Raw genomic sequence first — 18,705 nt, forward strand, 5'->3', positions numbered from 1 at the left:
CATCGTGTCTGCTGAAGCATGGGTCTACATCGCAAACATCCGCCTGCTTACCCGGCGCGTCGCAAGAGCCTGATATCGTTACGTTCATTATGATTCAGGCTCTAACCGCTCCAAGTAATGAATAAAGAATTGCAATGAAATATCTTTGCGGAATCTAGACAGCCTGAAAAACCCCATTATTATATTAGATATGCACCATCTATAGAATATAGATCGGTTAGGTTGGGGGACTGCGGTGTATTTTCTCAAAGACCCTGTTATTGCACTCTTTGTCTCCCTCGCAATCGGTTATCTTATTGGCAAACTGCGTATAGGCCTGGTTCGTTTGGGTGGAGTTTGCGGAACATTGCTGGCAGCACTGGCAATAGGGCAACTCGGCGTGCGCATTTCGCCAGACCTGAAGGACAGCGCATTCACGCTCTTTATTTACGCTTTGGGGTTCACAGCAGGACCCCAATTCTTCGCCAATATTCGGGGCGGTTGGCGCTATGGAGTATTCTCCATAATCGAAGTCGTGTGCGTCACCATCCTGGTCTCCGCAGCGATTGTTCTGTTCAAGCTCGACATTGGAACAGCGACCGGACTTTTTGCTGGATCTGCGACCGAATCTGCGGTCATCGGAACAGCATCGCAAGCGATCTCGCATCTCGCGATATCACCGGAGCACATCGAACAATTACAGGCCAACGTCGCGACGGCCTATAGCCTCACTTATCTGTTCGGCCTTATCGCAATTGTGGTTTTCACCACCCAGCTCGCACCGATGCTTCTGAAAGTCGACCTTAAAACCGAAGCACAGGCATTGGCCCGCAAACTGGGCTCGGAAGACGATGACGAAGACCAGGTTGAAGGCTTACCCATGTTCGTTGCCCGTGCTTTCCGCGCGGGATCTCTAGCGGGACGAACGGTTGGCGATCTGGAAAAAAGCTGGAACTGGACCGTTACACTTGCGCGTGTCCGCAGACATGGGAAAATCCTCCAAACGGACGCCGACTTTCTTATGAAGCCGGATGATATCGTCATTGCACACGGACGCCGCAACGCCGTTATTGCGGTTCAGGATTCCTTTGGAGAAGAAGTCCCCGTGCCAGACGGCACCAGTTTGGCGCTTGCAACCCGGGAAGTCGTTCTCATACGAAAAGAGGCCTTTGGGCGCCAGATTCGCCAATTGCGCCAGCTGGCGTCACCAAATCTGCGCCGGGGCGTGTTTATATCCAGCGTCCGCCGTCTCGGACAGGCTGTTCCGGCATTACCGGGCACAGTTCTCCATGAAGGTGACGTGTTGACCCTTTATGGCCAAGAGGAGCCCGTCACACGAGCGATACAGGCGTTGGGCAAGGCCCTGCCCAAAGTTGGCAGCACTGATTTTGTGTTTCTCGGACTTGGTATCGTCGTTGGCCTTCTGCTCGGCCAATTTTCCCTTAATATTCGCGGCTGGGAACTGTCACTAGGGTCGGGCGGCGGGGCTTTGATATCCGGCCTGGCATTTGGCTGGCTCAATATGCGAAACCCAACCAGAGGCGGGTTTCCGGTTCCTGCTGCAGAGTTTGCGAAAGATTTCGGACTGGCTGCTTTTATTGCAGCAATAGGACTGAGTGCCGGACCTGACGCAATCAAGCTGATCATGGAGTACGGACTTATCCTTCCCCTGCTTGGCCTGGTCGTTTCATTCGTACCTGCGCTCGTGTCGCTATTTGTCGGCGCAAAACTCATGAAGATCGACACACCAATCCTTCTTGGTGCGATCGCCGGTCAACATTGCAGCACGCCAACAATCAGTGCACTCGTGTCTCAAGCGGGGAACTCAACGCCAGTCATCGGATACACGGTTACCTACGCCATCTCCAACGTGCTCTTGCCGCTTATGGGGCCAGTGATTGTGGGCATTGCTTCGACATTAGGCAGTTAACGCCCCCTGAAATTCATCAACCGACATGCAGACCCGGTGCTTCCTGACCGGTGCTCTCGACATATTCGGTGTAGCCGCCACCATATTGCTGGATACCATCGGGCGTGAGTTCCAATACGCGATTGGAAAGTGCTGCCAAGAAGCGGCGATCATGCGATACAAAAAGCATCGTGCCTTCGTAAGTTGAAAGCGCCTTGATGAGCATTTCCTTTGTATCGAGATCGAGATGGTTCGTCGGCTCGTCGAGCACGAGGAAGTTCGGTGGATCAAACAGCATCGCAGCCATGACCAGCCGGGCTTTCTCACCACCCGACAGCACACGACATTTCTTTTCGATATCATCTCCGGAGAATCCGAAGCAGCCAGCAAGTGCGCGCAGAGGAGCCTGCCCTGCCTTTGGAAAGCGCTGCTCCAGCCATTCGAGAATGGTGCTATCACCATCGAGAATATCCATCGCGTGCTGTGCGAAATAGCCAAGTTTCACACTGGCGCCAAGATTAACGATGCCCTGATCCGGCTCGGTCGCACCGGTGACAAGCTTGAGCAGTGTCGATTTACCGGCACCATTGACGCCCATGATGCACCAGCGCTCACGGCGGCGAACCATGAAATCCAGCCCATCATAGATTGTGCGGCTGCCATAGGATTTGTTGACGCCCTTGAGACTGACCACATCTTCGCCAGAGCGGGGAGCTGGCAAGAAGTCGAAAGCCACAGTCTGGCGACGGCGTGGAGGCTCTACGCGGTCAATTTTCTCAAGCTTCTTCACGCGGCTCTGCACTTGCGATGCATGGGATGCACGCGCCTTGAACCTTTCAATGAACTTGATTTCTTTGGCCAGCATTGCCTGCTGGCGCTCGAACTGGGCCTGTTGCTGCTTCTCGTTCAGCGCGCGCTGGCCTTCATAGAAGCCATAGTCGCCGGAATAGGAATTCAGCGAGCCGCCATCGATTTCGATGATCTTGGTGACAATGCGATTCATGAACTCGCGATCATGCGAAGTCATAAGCAATGCGCCATCGTAATTCTTGAGGAAGGCTTCCAGCCAGATCAGGCTTTCGAGATCAAGATGGTTGCTCGGTTCGTCGAGCAACATCACATCGGGCCGCATCAGTAGAATACGGGCAAGCGCGACACGCATTTTCCAGCCGCCGGACAATTTGCCGACATCACCATCCATCATTTCCTGGCTGAAGCTCAAACCGGCAAGCACTTCGCGGGCTCGGCCATCCAGTCCATACCCGTCAAGCTCTTCATAGCGGGCCTGAACTTCACCGTAGCGTTCGATAATGGTATCCATTTCATCGAGACGGTCCGGATCGCACATCGCTGCTTCAAGCTCGCGCAGCTCCGCTGCTACGATGCTGACCGGTCCTGCACCATCCATGACTTCGGCCACAGCCGAACGCCCGCCCATTTCACCGACGTTCTGGTTGAAATAGCCTATCGTCACGCCTTTTTCGACCGTTACCTGCCCCTCATCCGGCAGTTCATCGCCGATGATCATACGGAAAAGCGTCGTCTTTCCCGCACCATTCGGCCCGACAAGACCAATTTTTTCGCCGCGATTGAGGGCCGCGGAGGTTTCGATGAACAGAATGCGATGGCTGTTCGACTTGCTGATATTATCGATACGGATCATAAACGTGGCAGGCCTTGTAATAACTTGGCCTCCCTATGGCACGCCTTGCACGCGGTGTCACGGGGTACGGCTGGCTGGCACTGTCTTTTTCAGCGCTCGCCAATGAGCGCCGTCGCGCTAACTGCTGCATAAGCGCATGAGGAATTTCGGCCATATATCCCGGCGACGAATGCTGATCCGCGGCAATTCAAACAGATCATCGGCTGGGTTAGTCCGTCGTCTTACTGTCGTCGTGGCCGTTTTGAACCCAGCTTCTTTGACCATCTCGCGATGAATGGCATTGTTCTCTCCATATGGAAAACAGAAACCTGAGACTTCGCCACCCAACACATCCTCCAAAACCATCTTTGATTGGGCGATCTGCCTTTTTGCTTCATCGTCCGGCGTCGCGGTCAGATGGACATGATCGAGTGTATGGGCGCCGACCTCATGCCCCAGCGCTGCCCACTCGCGCAACTGGGTGACGGACATCAACGGCGTCTTCGGAACGCCGAGCATCTGATCCCACACATTGCTTCCGCCCACCTGATTGGCGACGAAATAATTGGTTGCCGTGAAACCATAATCTGCAAGTACCGGCGCGGCATTTTCCAGAACGTTGAGAAAGCCGTCGTCGAAAGTAATGGCCGCCACTTTGCCGGTCTTCTCGCCCTTGATGTATGGCAGAGCGTCACGCAGCGATAGGCCGCGATAGCCCGCCCTCTTCAACCATTTCATCTGACTTCGGAACCGGGCCGGATGCACCAGCAATCCATGGAAAGGCATATCCCTTTGCGGCAACGGTGCGATCTGGTGGTATAAAAGAATGGGTATCCGCATTCAGTCGTCCCTCATTGCCACTTCATGGATAGGATCTGCGCCGATCCCGCCCGATAGAATACGTTCGATCTCCACGATCCGGTCGCGCCTGCGCTGTAACCGTTTCCCGATACGACCAAGGAAACGTCGGTGTTTCTTTGCCTCCCGACTGGCCTGCAGGTGTTCGATATAAACCTGTTCAACCGGGTCATTTTCAAGATTATCGAATATCCAGCAAAAGGACACAGGAAGCCTGGTTATCGAATAGTCAGGCGCGATCTTGGCAGTGTCGTGCCCCACAATCTGCTCCAGCACCAGTTGATCCCATATTTCCGGCGCATTCATGCACCCTTTCTGCCAAGTCTCCAGAAGAGCAAGGGCGGATGGGCTGTCGTTAATGAGCACAGTTCCGCTTAGCAGGTGGCCACTCTTTTCATAGTAGACAGCGATATCGCTGCGAATGGACAGTAGTTCCGGCCACGGATCACGATGAAATACGGCATCCACATCGACATAAAGCAACGGACCTCTGACGGTTTTGCGCTGCTCCAAAAGAACGCCGGGCTTTAGGCCAGCATTGCGCACCCAGCTTCCCGTATCTTCAACAGCAATGCAGATGATCTTTAGCCCAAGATAGCGAACGCTCGTCAGCAGGCGCTCCTTCTCCTGTTCGTAGAAACTGTTCGTCGTGTAGAAGGCGACAATTGTTCCCGCCGGCCCGGTATCGACCCGCCTTCTTGACGCCAGTTCCGCCAGCGTTGGAAACGCCACCGCCATCGAACGATGCGCCCGGCTCCATGGCAGAAGCCTATCGAAAAGCCTGTAGAACATATTGAACCCATTGATAAGTCGTGGTCGTGAACACGGGGAAAGGGCGGGTTTTTCACCACGCCCAACCTCAAATTCAGGACAGAAGCCGTATCTGACCTAAGGTGGCTCTCTCTTCAATCCAGTGACGTTCGGCTGCCCAAGCGTGATGCTTCCAGCCCTGCCAGCTGAAACCGCACAATTGAATTTCCCAATCAGTTGAAGGAAACGTTCGCAACATGTGCCAGACGCCAAAAAAGCCTGTGCTCGGAAACATCTGCTTCATCTGTGTTTCGGCAATGCCCAGTTCTGCGCAGACCTCGAAATAGACTTGCGGCGGCAGTATCCGAATGGATTTTCCAGTGGCGCTCAGGATTTCGAATGCCGGAAGCGTCCAGTCCGCCCGTCTGCCCTTCAGGCGCGACAGGACGTTGGGATGGTGGTGAAAACGCCGGATGATGCTTGGATGAACGGCAAAGAGAATTTCAGACGCATTGCGCATGAAGACCGAATCCAGAAAAGCTTGATCCCGTAGCCAATCCTGCATTTGCTTGGCAGATGTTGCCAGCATAAGCAGATCGGTTCTGGAGCCGGTCATGCCGTCCAGGGCATGGGGAACATTGAATCGCAGCACATAATCGGAACTATCGATTTCATTCGATAGATTGCGGGACAGTGGACCATTGCCCACGACAGTAAGCATCTTTTTCATTGACCGTCTTCGATCTGAAAGATGCAGACAGAGTGTCCCTACTGACCGTCTGCATCGTTATTACTTCCAGATGTTCTCGCTCAAATCATGGTTTTTCTTAGGCCATAAATACAAAATTAGCGCCCTATGATGAGGAGAGGCCATCTTGCCATTTGTTCCACACCGCTGGCTGGTGCTCACCGCATAATCATGGCCCATCAGTTCTCTAAAGAACTTCACCGCCATCGATAACAAGCGCCAGTCCGGTAACAAATGCCGCCTGTGGCGAGGCGAGATAAACGATGCCTGCCGCTATTTCCTCAGCAGATGCCCAGCGTCCCATAGGGATCGTTTCGGAGACATAATCTTCAAGTGCTGCGCGGCCTCCCATCTGCAGTTCGAAACCGGCATTGAAAGGCGTATCGACAAAGCCTGGACAAAGCGCATTGAAGCGGATGTTTTCCCGCGCATAGTCAGCCGCCATCTGCCGCACCATAGCCACAGCCGCATGTTTGGTGGTGGCATAGGAAATCATGCCGCGATCATACTGGCATCCGGAATTGGATGCGGTGATAATCACCGACCCTCCACCCTGTGCCCGCATTGGCGCGAGTGCCGCCTGCGCAACGACGAAATGCGAACGCACGTTGAGCGCCCACGCCAGATCCATTTGATCAGGCGTCACTTCCTCAAGTTTTCCGGCGATCTGAATGCCCACGTGAGAATGCACGATATCGAGCCTGCCGTGGCGTGCGGCGACACCAGCAACAGTTTCAGTGATCGCGGCATCGTCACGCGCATCAAGTGCTGCGCTTTCGGCCTGCCCGCCATTGGCTCGGATCACTTCTGCCGTTGCTTCCGCAAGTTCGGCGCGCAGATCCGTGACCATAACGGTTGCGCCCTCTGCCGCCATGGCGATTGCGCCGGCGCGGCCGATACCCGATCCCGCGCCTGTTACAAGAGCAACCCGGCCTTCAAGACAAGATTTCATAGTATTTTCCCTAGAATAATCGCGGAATGTGTGGGCAAAGCAGACGCTTTAAATGGCGTCATCAATGCCCTGCCGGTTTTCCACGTCGAAGCATGACTTGTGCGAAGACGAGCAGCAGCAGAGAGAACACCATCACCATTGTACCGATGGCATTGATCTCGGGTGTCACCCCGCGACGAATGGACGAGAAGATGTAGATCGGCAGGGTGGTCTGCGGTCCAGCGACAAAGAATGCGATGATGAAATCATCAAAGCTGAAGGTGAAGCTGAGCAGAAAGCCCGCCATCATCGCTGGCATCAACATCGGTAGAGTTACTTGCCGGAAGGTTGCCAACGGTCCTGCACCAAGGTCGGAGGAAGCTTCGATCAGCGAGCGATCCATGCCATCGATGCGGGCGCGCACCAGGATAATCACCAGCGACATCGTGAACAGCACATGTGCCGCGATGAGCGAGCCATACCCCAATGACAGCTTCAGGCCCGTCAACGCCTGAAGCCATGGATTGACCGTATTGAATACCGTCACCAGCGCGATCAGCGTTGCGATACCAATGACGATGCCGGGGATCATCACCGCGATGTAGATCATGGCGTCAAAGAGAACGCGCAGTTTGCCCTTCAGACCGGTCAGTGCAATCGCCGCCATCGTGCCCAGCAGGCAGGATATAAAAGCCGAAGTCAGCGCGACGGATGCCGAGGTTTTGAGAGCATCAATAACAAACGGATTTTCAAGCGCCTTGGAATACCATTGCGTCGAGAACCCTTGCAGCTGACTTGCCGAGCGGCCCGCAGAAAAGCTGAAAAGCGCGATGATCCCGATAGGAAGATAGAGGAACAGGTAAATCGCAGTAGCATAAATGCGCATCATTTCCTCACATCAAACTGACATCTTCGCGCGCAGTCCCCATCAGACGCAGGAAACGCATGTAAAGGGAGACGACAAGCAGCATGATAGCCACCAGCGTTATCGACACGGCGGACCCGAACGCCCAGTTGCGCGATTGCAGGAACAGATCGACAAGCGCATTACCAACAAAGAAGACGTTGCCGCCACCGAGCATTTGCGGGATGAGATATTCTCCCATGAGCAGGATGAAGACGAGCATCGATCCTGTTGCCACGCCGGGCAGCGATAGGGGCAACGTGATCTGCAGAAAGCGCCGCCATGGCGGCGTACCCAGATCGTCAGCGGCTTCCAGCAGCCTGCGGTCGAGCTTTTCGAGGCTCACATAGATCGGGAAAAACATCAGCGGCAGATAGCCGTAGACAATGCCCACCAGAACGGCGAATGGCGTGTTGATCAGGCGGAAATCGCCGAGACCAAACGCAGACAGCAATTGAGGTATGCCGCGCCCACCAAGAAGGAAGATCCAGGCGTAGGAGCGGATCAGGATCGATGTCCAGAATGGCACAATCACCAGCACCAGCAGCAATGTGCGCCACTGCCTGCCTACCCGCAATGCAAGATAATAGGCCAGCGGATAAGCAAACAGGAGCGCTGCAATCGTACCGATGGGCGCGAGCGTCAATGTGTTACGGAATGCAGCCCAGCGGCTTCCGAGATTGGCATATTGCGCAAAGGTGAAAGCAGGCTGATAGCCGCCAGCCGCACCGCGCTCCCCAAAGGAATACACGAGCACGACTGCAAGCGGCAGTATGAGGAGCGCCGCGTACCACAGGCCCGCTGGCCCCAGCAGGAGCCAGCGCATTTTTCGCTGAGACAATGCCATTGATGCCCGTCCGGTTATGCCGATTTAAAGCGGGCGATCAGTTCCGCCCGGTTTGGATCGGTCAACGTGACTGCCGCGCCAAATTCCAGCGTGGACAGAAGTTCCGCCGCAGGATGAAGGATCGGATCGTTGCGCATTTCTTCCGACACCAGCGCTTCGACGCGGGCATCAGGCACAGGATAACCGTGGAAGGCCGCCTCGCGTGCATTGATCGACGGGTCGAGCAGGAAGTTCAACAACGCGTAAGCACCTTCGCGATTGGGTGCGCTGGTCGGGATGGTGTAGAAATCGGACCAGATTTCTCCGCCTTCCTTGCCGAGCGTGTAGTGGATTTCCGGCAGGTCGCGGTTCATCTGCTTCGCGTCACCGGTCCAGCACATTGTCAGCCAGGCGTCACCGTTGCGCATGGAAGGCTGATAGTCGGAGGTAATAGCAAAGAGATGCGGCTTCACCTCGATCAACAGCTTTTCGGCATCTGCCAGTTCCTTCGGATCGACAGAATTGAAGGAATAGCCATGATATTTCAGAGCATTGCCGATAGCGGTCAGCTGATAGTCGTGAATGATCGTGCGACCCGAAAAGTCGGTTTTGGTGAGATCGAAAAAATCTTTCCAGCTGGTGAAAGGCGCTTTCATCTTGCTGCTGTCCCAGGCCATGCCCGTCGTGCCCCAGAGTTTGGGGATACCATAGAGCTTTCCATCCACAGTACCGGGCGTTGCGAAACGCGCTTCGAAGGACTCTGCGTTGTAATTGGGTAGCTTCGTCAGATCGAGCGGCTCGATCATCTTGCTGTCGGCATAGGTACTGATGGCATAGTTCGTCGCCACAACGATGTCCCAGCCTGCCCCGCCAGCCTGCAATTTGGCGAACATTTCCTCGTTTGAACCGAAAACATTCACCTGAACTGCTGCGCCGGTCTCCTTCTGGAATGCTGCCAGATTGTCGGGATCCTGATAGTTTGGCCAAGTTGCAATCGAAACCCGGTCCCCAATGTCACCAGCCCATGCGCGCGATGGCAAAAGCCCCGGCAGCGCGCCTGCCATAACAGCTGTCGCAGCACCAAGCCCGGTCACGCCAAGAAAATGGCGGCGTGTAACGGAGCCCTTCTGGTACCGGCGCAGTTCCTCCATAAATGCCTGCCGGGAAACCGGCGTATCTTTCTTCGTCATTTTATCCCTCTCTTTTTATTATTTGCAGACCGAGCTTGTTATTTCGAACCGTACAGAACATGGTCATGGTCCGATGTTGCACCCGTAAAACCTCATTCAGCTCCAAGGATCAGGCCTGTTCCGTGATCCCAGACAAGATGAACCGTGGAACCCACATCAACGCCCGGCAATGCGCGCTCAGCCTGTCTTGGCACCAGAACCTGCAATGAGCCAAGAACCGGATGGGTGAGTAAGAATTCAATATGTTCACCAAGGAAGATCTTGTTTGCGACCTGCACTTCAATCGCCGTCTCTCCTACCATCGGCGAAACGGTCAGGCGAAGCGCCTCCGGTCGGATCATGATGTCGACGGCATCACCCGGCATCACTGCAAACGCTGTCTCAACCACGACCTTATGACCCGTGGCCAAGCTTACCGTCACATGATCATCGTCAGCATGTTCAACCTTGCCTGCGAGGATGTTCGCACGACCTACGAAATTGGCGACATAGCGGTTAGCGGGGCGATCATAGAGTTCTCGCGGTGTCCCAATCTGTGCGATGCGACCATTGCCCATGATGCAGATGCGGTCAGACATCGACAGTGCTTCTTGCTGGTCATGCGTGACCAACACAAAAGTAATGCCCAACTTGCGTTGCAGAGACAAAAGTTCGAGCTGCATCTCTGTCCGCAGTTTAGCGTCCAGTGCTGCCATCGGTTCGTCGAGCAACAATATTTTGGGCTCGTTCACGATAGCGCGGGCGAGCGCCACACGCTGTTGCTGTCCACCCGACATTTCCCATATCCGCCGCCCACCGAAATCGGCAAGACGAACGGTTTCCAGTGCCTTCACGACGCGACGGTCGATCTCGGACTTTGCCAATCTCGGACGACGTTGTCTTAGTCCGTAACCCACATTCTGGGCCACAGTCATGTGCGGAAAGAGGGCGTAACTCTGAAACACCATATTGACAGGACGCTTATAGGCAGGTGTAGCACCAACCTCTGACCCGTCGATCAATATTTCGCCTTCGCTTGGCTGTTCAAAACCGGCCAGCATTCTCAGCGCAGTCGTCTTTCCGCAGCCCGATGGCCCCAAAAAGGAAAGGAATTCCCCCCGCCGGATTTGCAGATTCAGCTGGCTGGCCGCAAGCACGGCGCCATAACGTTTCGTGGTGCCGACAAATTCCGCAACTGTGTCGCCGCTTCGACCAACTGAAGCCTCGGTAGCGTATACCATCAAAATATATTCCCCTAGAGAGCTTTGCCTGGAGCGGCATATCCCTTATTTTTGAAAAACCATATAAAAATACGCAATAGGTGTATATATCACAAAAGGCATATAGACGGAGATTCCTGATGAACTGGACGCTGGCCTCTGCACGGGTCATTGATGCGTTACACCAACCGCAATTTGCGGCGGCGCTGATCGAAGCGATCCGCACGGTGGTGCCTTTTGAACATACGGTCACCTTTGCATATTGCGGCAACCGGCGACCAATCGCTTTGCATTCGGAGTTCCCCGTGTGGAAACACAAGGTCATGGTCGAGGATTATCAGGAGGGGCCCTATCTCCTGGATCCATTCTACCTGCAGTCATCGCTGCCTGGCGATCCGAGCCTCATAAGGCTGCGGGATCTGGCTCCGGACCGATTCTATCAGGGGGAGTATTTCCGCAATTATTATGTGCAGACGGAGCTGGCTGAAGAAATCGGCTTCAAATTCAGCGTAGAGCCAAACGTTTGCGTCATCATATCAGCGATGCGAGCGTCGAAGCCGTTCTCGGCACGCGAGCTTCGCGATCTGAACGAGCTGGTGCCTTTTGTGGCAGCAGTCGGACGTCACAACTGGGCCGATCTGGCAGAACGATTTGAGCACAATGCAACAAAGCCGCGAGGAGAAAATCTGTCGGGGCTTATCGAACGCGCTTTCCGCAATCTGGATAGGAATCTGTTGACCCCGCGCGAAATAGAGATCGTGGGCTACATTCTTCGCGGGTTTTCGGCAGACGCAACAGGACATGCGCTGGGAATTTCTTCCGGAACCGTGCGTATTCACCGGCGCAATATCTATGGCAAGCTCCGCATCGCCTCTCAGGGCGAATTGTTCTCAATGTTTATCAGCGCGCTCAACCCGACAGAGTTTACGCATCAAATTGATAAGTAAATTCGTTGTGGTTTGGCGCAATGTGTAATTGGCTATAATGTTGTGGTCCCTGAGGCTACCCGTTAACAGCCTCTCACTGATCTCCGGCAGCAAAGTGTTGGTCAAAATGGCATCGACCATGCGCCCACGAGAAGCCAGCTCCGTACAGCGCCCGACAATCTGATCAATCACGACATCATCGAAAGTGCAGACGATATTCTGATTTTCAGCCAAGCGTTTCTGCACGCGGCTCAGCTGCAAGCGCACGATATTGACGAGTGTAACATCTGTTAGCGGATAGTAGGGCACCACCCACACGCGACCAAGCAAAGCTGCCGGGAATACCACCAAGAGCGGATCGCGAAGAACACCACTTAACACCTTTGGTTCTGGCATCAGCTGCAGATCACTGCATATGCAGGCGATCACATCGGCACCGACATTGGAGGTCAGAACTATGATAGTGTTGCGGAAATCGATGCGCCGTCCTTCGCCATCCTCCATCCAGCCTCGCACGCGATGTTCGTACCCGCCGGGCGATCATGTTCAACGCATGAGGCTGACCGCGTTGCCCCAGCTGTTGATTTGCACTGAGAAGCATGTTGAAAATTTCACTTTGTCACACCCGTGATACAGAAGTTTGACAGCGTTCCGATTCACACATTAATCATATCATTCATACTAATAGACGGATGAGATATGCGCCTTTTGCATCATCGAGCTATCGGATCTGCAGCAGTTAGCCTTCACGCGAGGCTGCTTGACGAAATCGGACTAAGTATCGTGCGCGGCGACCTTTTGCCGGGTGATCCGCTCCCGAACGCCGATGATTGGAGCGCGGCCCATGGTGTCAGCCGAACGGTTCTGCGCGAAGTCATCAAGGTCTTGACCGGCAAAGGCATGGTGGAATCGCGCCCCAGAACGGGCACGCGGATAAGAAAACGAGACGATTGGAATTTTCTCGATCCTGACGTCTTGTTCTGGCGTTTTGGCAGCACGTCCGATCCTGAAGATGTCCGGAAGTTATTTGAGTTAAGGCGTTCGATAGAACCATCCGCGGCGGCACTGGCGGCCGAACGGGCAAATTCCGAACAATCTGAGGTGCTTCGCGAACTCTATAAGAGAATGGAGTATTGGGTCGATGACAACGAACGTTTCTCCGAAGCTGACCTTGCTTTTCATCAAGCAGTTTTGCGAATGAGTGGCAACGAACTATTCGGCTCCTTAGCCGCTCTGACCGAAGCAGCGATGGTCATCAGCTTTCGTCTTTCAGATGATAATCCTCAAGGGCAGCGTCCTTCTCTACCCCTTCATGAAAAGGTTTGTGATTGCATTAGCAGGCATGATGCCGAAGGAGCACGCGCGGCACTCGTTGAACTTCTTGATGGCTCGGAAGTAGACGTCAACCGCTCGCTTGAGGCAAGGCGCAGTCGCTCGCGCTAGACAGAGATACCCACATGACACCACCAGACCTGAACGCCCGATTTGCTGTGGCCAAGGAAATGGCGCTGGAAGCTGGCGACATTGCCATGAATTACTTTCGCAATCCCTCGACACTCGGAACAAGATTCAAGGGATTGCATGATCTCGTCACGGAAGCTGATTTTGCTGTTGATCGGCATATAAGACAAGCAATTCAAGCACAATTTCCAGAAGACGGCATTCTTTCCGAAGAGTTGGGCGGCACAAATGCACCTCATCTCTGGGTCATCGATCCAATTGACGGCACGCAGAATTTCGCACGCGGTATCGGCCACTTCGCCATCTCTATAGCTTTTGTAAGCCATGGCAGGTGCGAGATCGGCGTCGTTTATAACCCGGCGACGAAGGAGTTGTTTTGTTCACAACGCGGTCGTGGCGCATTTCTTTATGATACTCGTCTGTCGGTACGCACGCCCACAGGACCGGAAGACGCCGTGATCGACGCAGGTTATTCCACTAAACGTCCGGTCTCGGATTATATTGCTCTGCTTGGCCGGTTAACATCCGCATCATTCGGCTTCGTGCAAAATGGATCTGCTGCCATCGGCCTTGCCCATGTCGCGGCTGGCCGATTGGACGGCTATTGTGAATTGCTACTGCAAAGCTGGGACGTCATGGCAGGCGCCTTACTGGTGGAAGAAGCAGGAGGCCGGGTCAGTGGCTTTTTGCCAGGCGACGACCTGACTGAAGGCAAACCTATCATAGCATGCACCCCCGGTCTCTATACGAGCCTTCTATCCATAACCGAAGGCCAAGTACAAACCTAAACCCAGCCGCCATCCACGATGAACTGCTGGCTTGTGCACATCGCGCTATCATCGGCAGCTAGGAAGAGCACCATGCGAGCGATGTCCGAAGGCTGCAGACGCGCTGGCAAGCATTGCCGTTCGTCAATCTGCCTTTCGCCGTCAGGTGTAAGCCATAGTTTCATCTGACGTTCAGTCATGACCCAGCCGGGGACGAGGCAATTGACACGAATATCGTGCGGGCCAAATTCACGGGCCAGCGCACGAGTCATGCCATAGATTGCAGCCTTTGAAGTGACATAGGCCGGACAGTCCGGATCGCCGACCATCCAGGTGATGGACCCGAAATTGATGATAGAACCTCCACCCTTGGCCCGCATATGCGGCAATACGGATTGCGCCGCAAAGAACTGGTGTCTCACATTGACCGCCATGCGATCATCCCAGTAAGTGACGTCTACATCTTCCGTTCGATGCCTGTCGTCGTTTCCTGCATTGTTGCATAACACCTGTATCGCGCCATTGACCTGAACAGCCTTTGAAATCGCAGCTTGAAGAGCAGTAATGTCGCGCAGGTCACAGGTAAGGAAGAGCGGTTCGGGGTAACCCAAACCGGCAATGGATTGCACGAGAGCATGGCTGGCTTCCTCAGCAAAATCGACAAAAGCGACCTTACTGCCTTGCGCACAAAAATGCCTGACAAGGCTTTCGCCAATACCGCTTGCTCCGCCTGTTATGAAAACACTGCGGCCCTTCAGGCTCGGATAACTGGCATAATTTTGCGATGCGTCTTTTTGCATTGTGCGGTCCGTGGAGGTTGGCATTGCGATATCTCTGTAATGCAGTTTCTTGAAACTTGTTCGACGGCTGAACCCATATCAAGCGGCATCCATCATCATACTGTCGATCATACAATCAAATAATATGAATAATATGAATAATGTCACCGGCCTGTTACGTAGGCATGTTTAAACCCCTGTGAACGACGGGGGTCAGAGATGATGAGCACAGAGATAAGTCGCGACAGCGCACCAGCCGATAGTGAGAAACTGGTTGTCACGGTTATCGGCGCGGGGACGATTCTGCCCACGACAGGCCGCAGCCCATCCAGCCATTTGCTCAGATACGGCTCGCAATGCGCAATCTTCGATCTTGGACCGGGCTCACTCAATCGTCTTGCCTTGGCGGGCGTCGATTATCGCGAAATCAGCACTGTTTTCATTTCCCATCTTCATCCCGACCATGTGCTGGATATCGTAACTCTGCTGCATGCGTTGAATGCAACACCCGGCTGGGTCCGTAGAGAGCCGCTGATCATTGCTGGTTGTTACGGGCTGAAAGCCTTTATCGAACAACTGCTCCAAATATTTCGCGACGCAATGCCGGAAACCTACACGCTCGACATCCGCGAACTGACAGTCGGTCGACACGAGATCGCAAATCTGACCGTAGAAACCGGCCTGACCGGGCATACCTCCAATAGCATCGCCTTTCGTATCGAAACGCCAGTCGGCATCTTCGTTTATTCGGGCGATGCAATTGACAAGACGGCCATGGAACACACCGCAAGACAGGCAGATATTTTCCTCTGCGAATGCTCCTTTGAAGATGACACCCTCACCGAAGACCATCTAACCCCAAAGGACGCAGCGACGATTGCCAGTGTAGCAGGCGTAGGCCAGCTCGTTCTCATCCACACTTATCCACATGTCGATCTGGCTCGGATACATACGCAGGCGACGGCACGGTTTTCTGGTCCAGTCACCATTGCGACAGATGGGACTAGAATCCAATGCTGAGGCAGTTATCGGTAAAGTCTTGTAATCGAGCCTGGCTGGGTCTTGTGCCCTTCCTCGTCTTTGAGTTCGCTTTCGAGATCATTCCGCTATTGGGTCTCGTGAAATCGGCCTTTCTTTCCGGCAACGGCTTGTCGCTTGCAAACTTCGAACGGGTCATGCAACCGGCCGTTCTGGCATCTTTCGGTAACAGTATCGGCCTGTCACTTGGAACTGCGCTTGCCGGAACCATTGCCGGTGCCGTCATCGCTTACATCATCGTCACAAGTCGCAACGCCAGAGTAAGGGAGGCTCTCACCGCACTCGCCGACGTGACTGCCAATTTCGGCGGTGCGCCGCTAGCCTTCGCTTTCGTCATCATACTGGGTTCGACGGGTGTGATTACACTCATGCTGAAAAAGATCGGTATCGACCTCTATCCCGGCTTCAGGATCTATTCGCTCGCCGGTTTGGCCTTGGCCTATCTCTATTTCCAGATTCCGTTAGCTATCCTGCTGCTCATCCCCTCCTTTCAAGGACTGCGCAAAGAATGGGCTGAGGCTGCTTCCAGCCTCGGCGCGGGAAAGACGCAATATTGGCTTCTCATTGCGCTTCCCGTCCTGCGACCTGCCTTGGTCAGCTGCTTTTTCCTGCTGTTTGCCAATGCGTTCGGCGCGTATGCTACCGCATGGACACTGACCGGTTCATCGGTCAATCTGGTGACAGTCCAGATAGCCGCGCTCATTCGTGGTGAAGTGCAACTTGAGCCAGCCTTTGCGGATGCCATCGCGGTCATGTCGCTGCTGGTCATGGCAATCTGCGTCTTCGTGCATCAATGGCTCGTGCGTTCCGCCCGGACATATACACGATGAACAATCACGCATTTGGCAAACCGAGCAGTTCTACCGCGTTTGCGCGGATAACGGTGATCATCGTCTTTCTGCTCTTCATGATTGTCCCGATCGTCGCAACCGGTCTTTTCTCCATATCGACCCGCTGGGACCGGAGCCTTTGGCCCGAGGGTTTCACCATGCAATGGTGGAGCAAGGTGGTGGAAAAGAGAGCGTTTCGGACAACGCTGACCAACTCGCTGACCGTGTCCATAGCAACGGTTCTCCTGTCACTCGCGCTCGTGGCTCCGACCGCTTACTGGGCTCATACGAAACTGCCGCGCGCCAAGCCGCTTCTCGAAATACTGGCGATCATTCCATTCGGCTTTCCGGCTGTGGTGCTCGCCCTCGGTCTCATCCGCTTCTATGGCGGAATGTCGGGCTCGTTCGTCAGTTCACCTGTTCTGCTTGTTTGCGCCTATGTCGCGATAACACTGCCATTCATGTATCGACCGATCATGAACGCGCTGGAGACCCTTGATACGGGGCTTATGACGGAAGCGGCCGGGAGCCTGGGCGCTGCGGAGTACCAGACTTTCCTCTTCGTCATTTTACCCAACATTCGCAGCGGCATCGTCAACGGAAGCCTTCTGGTATTTTCCGCAGCGTTCGTTGAGTTCGCGCTGGCAAATCTACTCGTCGGTACGCGCTTCAAGACTTTTCCCATGTACCTCGTTGAATTCACCCGCTTCGATGGCCGCCAGGCCAGCGCACTGGCGCTCATCAGCTTTGCTTGCGCCTGGATGATTTCGCTAGCGGTTCTCTCGTCTTCGACCGGCAAACGCCGAGTGTCCTCTCCCAAAAAACAAAGGCGCTTTGCCGCTCGTTGAAATTCCTCCCTTACCAGCAATCTGAAAGGACTGATGTCATGATCTCAAAAGCCTTGAAATACAGCCTGGGCGCCATTGCTCTATGTGCAATCTCGACTGCAACCTTTGCTCAAAGCCCGGAAGCCATTGTCACCGGCGCCAAGAAGGAAGGCAAACTGGTCTCCTATGGCATGTCCGACGATTGGGTCAATCTGGGTGCCATCTTCGCAAAGATCGAAGAAATCTACGGCGTGGAACATGTCGACACCGACATGACCTCGGGTGAACAGATCACGCATCTGTTGGCCGAAAAGAATGCTCCGGTCATGGACATTGCCGATATTGGCTACGACTTTCTTGGCCGTCTACTTGATGAGAAGCTCGCCGACACCTACAAGAATTCCAGCTGGGATCGGATCAAGCCACAATTCAAGGACCCGGAAGGACGTTGGGCCTCCTCATACTGGGGTGCCATTGCATTTCTCGTAAATACGGATCAGGTCAAAACCCTGCCATCGACCTGGAACGACCTGCTCAAGCTCGAATACAAGGATATGGTCTGCAGCCGCGATCCACGCGTTTCGACCTATGCAACCGCTTCGGTTCTGGCGGCAGCTCTTGCCAATGGCGGCAGCGAGGAGAACACCAAACCCGGTCTTGAATGGTTCAAGAAGCTGCGCGACAGCGGAAATCTACGCCAGGGCGTTGTCCTCAATGTTGCTTCGATCCAGAAAGGCGAATGCCCGATCTCGCTGGTTTACGATTTTGACGGATTTGCCAAGCGTGATGCGACAGGACTGCCGCTCAAGGTTATCATCCCCACCGACGGAACGGTTGGAATGCTGTTTGCACAATATGTGAGTTCGGTTGCACCTCACCCAAATGCCGCCAAAGGCGCCCTCGACTTTCTCTTCTCCGATCAAGGTCAGGCCATGTTGGCCGAAGGCTATGCTCATCCAACCCGTGACATCGAACTACCGTTAGAAACCACAGAAAAGATGTTGCCAAAGGAAAGCTATGACAAGGTTCATTTCCCCAGCAATCTGACCGGCTTCTCAGCCGCCGTTAAGTCCATTGTGGATGGCTGGAACGAAATCGAAGGAAAATAGCCGTCTTTAGGCGACTGACTTACGCAAGGCGC

General features: G+C 54.2%; 19 protein-coding genes. 8 read left to right on the forward strand and 11 right to left on the reverse strand.

The features are described from left to right. The first annotated feature begins 235 nt into the window (after positions 1-235). Positions 236-1,909, forward strand: coding sequence for an aspartate-alanine antiporter (aspT, locus tag FHW03_RS25195; RefSeq protein WP_182523166.1), 1,674 nt, complete (start codon positions 236-238; stop codon positions 1,907-1,909). 16 nt (positions 1,910-1,925) lie between these two features. On the opposite strand, the gene FHW03_RS25200 is transcribed toward aspT, so the two are convergent. From FHW03_RS25200 to FHW03_RS25240, 9 genes are all read right to left on the reverse strand, one after another. Next, positions 1,926-3,551 carry an ABC-F family ATP-binding cassette domain-containing protein gene (locus FHW03_RS25200; protein WP_182523167.1) on the reverse strand — a complete coding sequence of 542 codons (1,626 nt, stop codon included), beginning with the start codon at positions 3,549-3,551 and terminating at the stop codon, positions 1,926-1,928. A 117-nt stretch (positions 3,552-3,668) separates the two neighbouring features. Beyond that, the gene (locus FHW03_RS25205) at positions 3,669-4,370 is read right to left on the reverse strand and encodes a polysaccharide deacetylase family protein (RefSeq protein ID WP_182523168.1); all 702 of its coding nucleotides are present in this window, start codon (positions 4,368-4,370) and stop codon (positions 3,669-3,671) included. Next, entirely contained in the window at positions 4,371-5,126 is a 756-nt protein-coding gene (locus FHW03_RS25210; RefSeq protein ID WP_182523169.1) for a putative nucleotide-diphospho-sugar transferase, read from the reverse strand. Positions 5,127-5,253: 127 nt separating this feature from the next. After that, positions 5,254-5,868 carry a glycosyltransferase family 29 protein gene (locus tag FHW03_RS25215; RefSeq protein WP_182523170.1) on the reverse strand — a complete coding sequence of 205 codons (615 nt, stop codon included), beginning with the start codon at positions 5,866-5,868 and terminating at the stop codon, positions 5,254-5,256. A 205-nt stretch (positions 5,869-6,073) separates the two neighbouring features. After that, complete coding sequence (locus tag FHW03_RS25220) at positions 6,074-6,838, reverse strand: SDR family NAD(P)-dependent oxidoreductase (RefSeq protein ID WP_182523171.1); 765 nt, start codon at positions 6,836-6,838, stop codon at positions 6,074-6,076. 61 nt (positions 6,839-6,899) lie between these two features. Next, entirely contained in the window at positions 6,900-7,703 is an 804-nt protein-coding gene (locus FHW03_RS25225) for an ABC transporter permease (protein ID WP_105520195.1), read from the reverse strand. A 7-nt stretch (positions 7,704-7,710) separates the two neighbouring features. Further along, positions 7,711-8,568 carry an ABC transporter permease gene (locus FHW03_RS25230; protein WP_210277430.1) on the reverse strand — a complete coding sequence of 286 codons (858 nt, stop codon included), beginning with the start codon at positions 8,566-8,568 and terminating at the stop codon, positions 7,711-7,713. A gap of 14 nt (positions 8,569-8,582) precedes the next feature. Next, positions 8,583-9,737 carry a spermidine/putrescine ABC transporter substrate-binding protein gene (locus FHW03_RS25235; protein ID WP_182523172.1) on the reverse strand — a complete coding sequence of 385 codons (1,155 nt, stop codon included), beginning with the start codon at positions 9,735-9,737 and terminating at the stop codon, positions 8,583-8,585. Between the two features lie 92 nt (positions 9,738-9,829). After that, complete coding sequence (locus FHW03_RS25240) at positions 9,830-10,957, reverse strand: ABC transporter ATP-binding protein (RefSeq protein ID WP_182523173.1); 1,128 nt, start codon at positions 10,955-10,957, stop codon at positions 9,830-9,832. Positions 10,958-11,076: 119 nt separating this feature from the next. Between FHW03_RS25240 and FHW03_RS25245 the strand changes: the two genes are divergently transcribed. After that, positions 11,077-11,883 (forward strand): LuxR family transcriptional regulator, encoded by an 807-nt coding sequence (locus FHW03_RS25245; protein WP_182523174.1) that lies wholly within the window; start codon positions 11,077-11,079, stop codon positions 11,881-11,883. On the opposite strand, the gene FHW03_RS25250 is transcribed toward FHW03_RS25245, so the two are convergent. Beyond that, positions 11,827-12,366 (reverse strand): hypothetical protein, encoded by a 540-nt coding sequence (locus FHW03_RS25250; protein ID WP_210277431.1) that lies wholly within the window; start codon positions 12,364-12,366, stop codon positions 11,827-11,829. The genes FHW03_RS25245 and FHW03_RS25250 overlap by 57 nt on opposite strands. Before the next feature lie 195 nt (positions 12,367-12,561). Between FHW03_RS25250 and FHW03_RS25255 the strand changes: the two genes are divergently transcribed. Both FHW03_RS25255 and FHW03_RS25260 read left to right on the forward strand, forming a co-directional pair. Beyond that, on the forward strand, positions 12,562-13,305 hold the full coding sequence (locus tag FHW03_RS25255; protein ID WP_182523175.1) for a FadR/GntR family transcriptional regulator: 744 nt from the start codon (positions 12,562-12,564) through the stop codon (positions 13,303-13,305). Between the two features lie 14 nt (positions 13,306-13,319). Further along, the gene (locus FHW03_RS25260) at positions 13,320-14,111 is read left to right on the forward strand and encodes an inositol monophosphatase family protein (protein WP_182523176.1); all 792 of its coding nucleotides are present in this window, start codon (positions 13,320-13,322) and stop codon (positions 14,109-14,111) included. Here the strand turns inward: FHW03_RS25260 and FHW03_RS25265 are convergent. Further along, positions 14,108-14,890 (reverse strand): SDR family oxidoreductase, encoded by a 783-nt coding sequence (locus FHW03_RS25265; protein ID WP_182523177.1) that lies wholly within the window; start codon positions 14,888-14,890, stop codon positions 14,108-14,110. The genes FHW03_RS25260 and FHW03_RS25265 overlap by 4 nt on opposite strands. Positions 14,891-15,088: 198 nt before the next feature. On the opposite strand from FHW03_RS25265, the gene FHW03_RS25270 reads away from it, so the two are divergent. From FHW03_RS25270 to FHW03_RS25285, 4 genes are read left to right on the forward strand one after another with little or no spacing between them, the layout of a single operon-like run. After that, entirely contained in the window at positions 15,089-15,889 is an 801-nt protein-coding gene (locus tag FHW03_RS25270; RefSeq protein ID WP_182523178.1) for a ribonuclease Z, read from the forward strand. Then, positions 15,883-16,737, forward strand: coding sequence for an ABC transporter permease subunit (locus FHW03_RS25275; protein ID WP_182523179.1), 855 nt, complete (start codon positions 15,883-15,885; stop codon positions 16,735-16,737). Before FHW03_RS25270 ends, FHW03_RS25275 begins: the two co-directional genes overlap by 7 nt. Then, positions 16,734-17,585, forward strand: a complete 852-nt coding sequence (locus tag FHW03_RS25280) for an ABC transporter permease subunit (protein WP_182523180.1) — start codon at positions 16,734-16,736, stop codon at positions 17,583-17,585. Before FHW03_RS25275 ends, FHW03_RS25280 begins: the two co-directional genes overlap by 4 nt. Before the next feature lie 38 nt (positions 17,586-17,623). Beyond that, positions 17,624-18,673, forward strand: coding sequence for an extracellular solute-binding protein (locus FHW03_RS25285; RefSeq protein ID WP_182523181.1), 1,050 nt, complete (start codon positions 17,624-17,626; stop codon positions 18,671-18,673). Positions 18,674-18,705 lie beyond the last annotated feature (32 nt).

It is taken from the genome of Ochrobactrum sp. RH2CCR150, from assembly GCA_014138095.1.
Classification (GTDB): Bacteria; Pseudomonadota; Alphaproteobacteria; order Rhizobiales; family Rhizobiaceae; genus Brucella; species Brucella gambitense.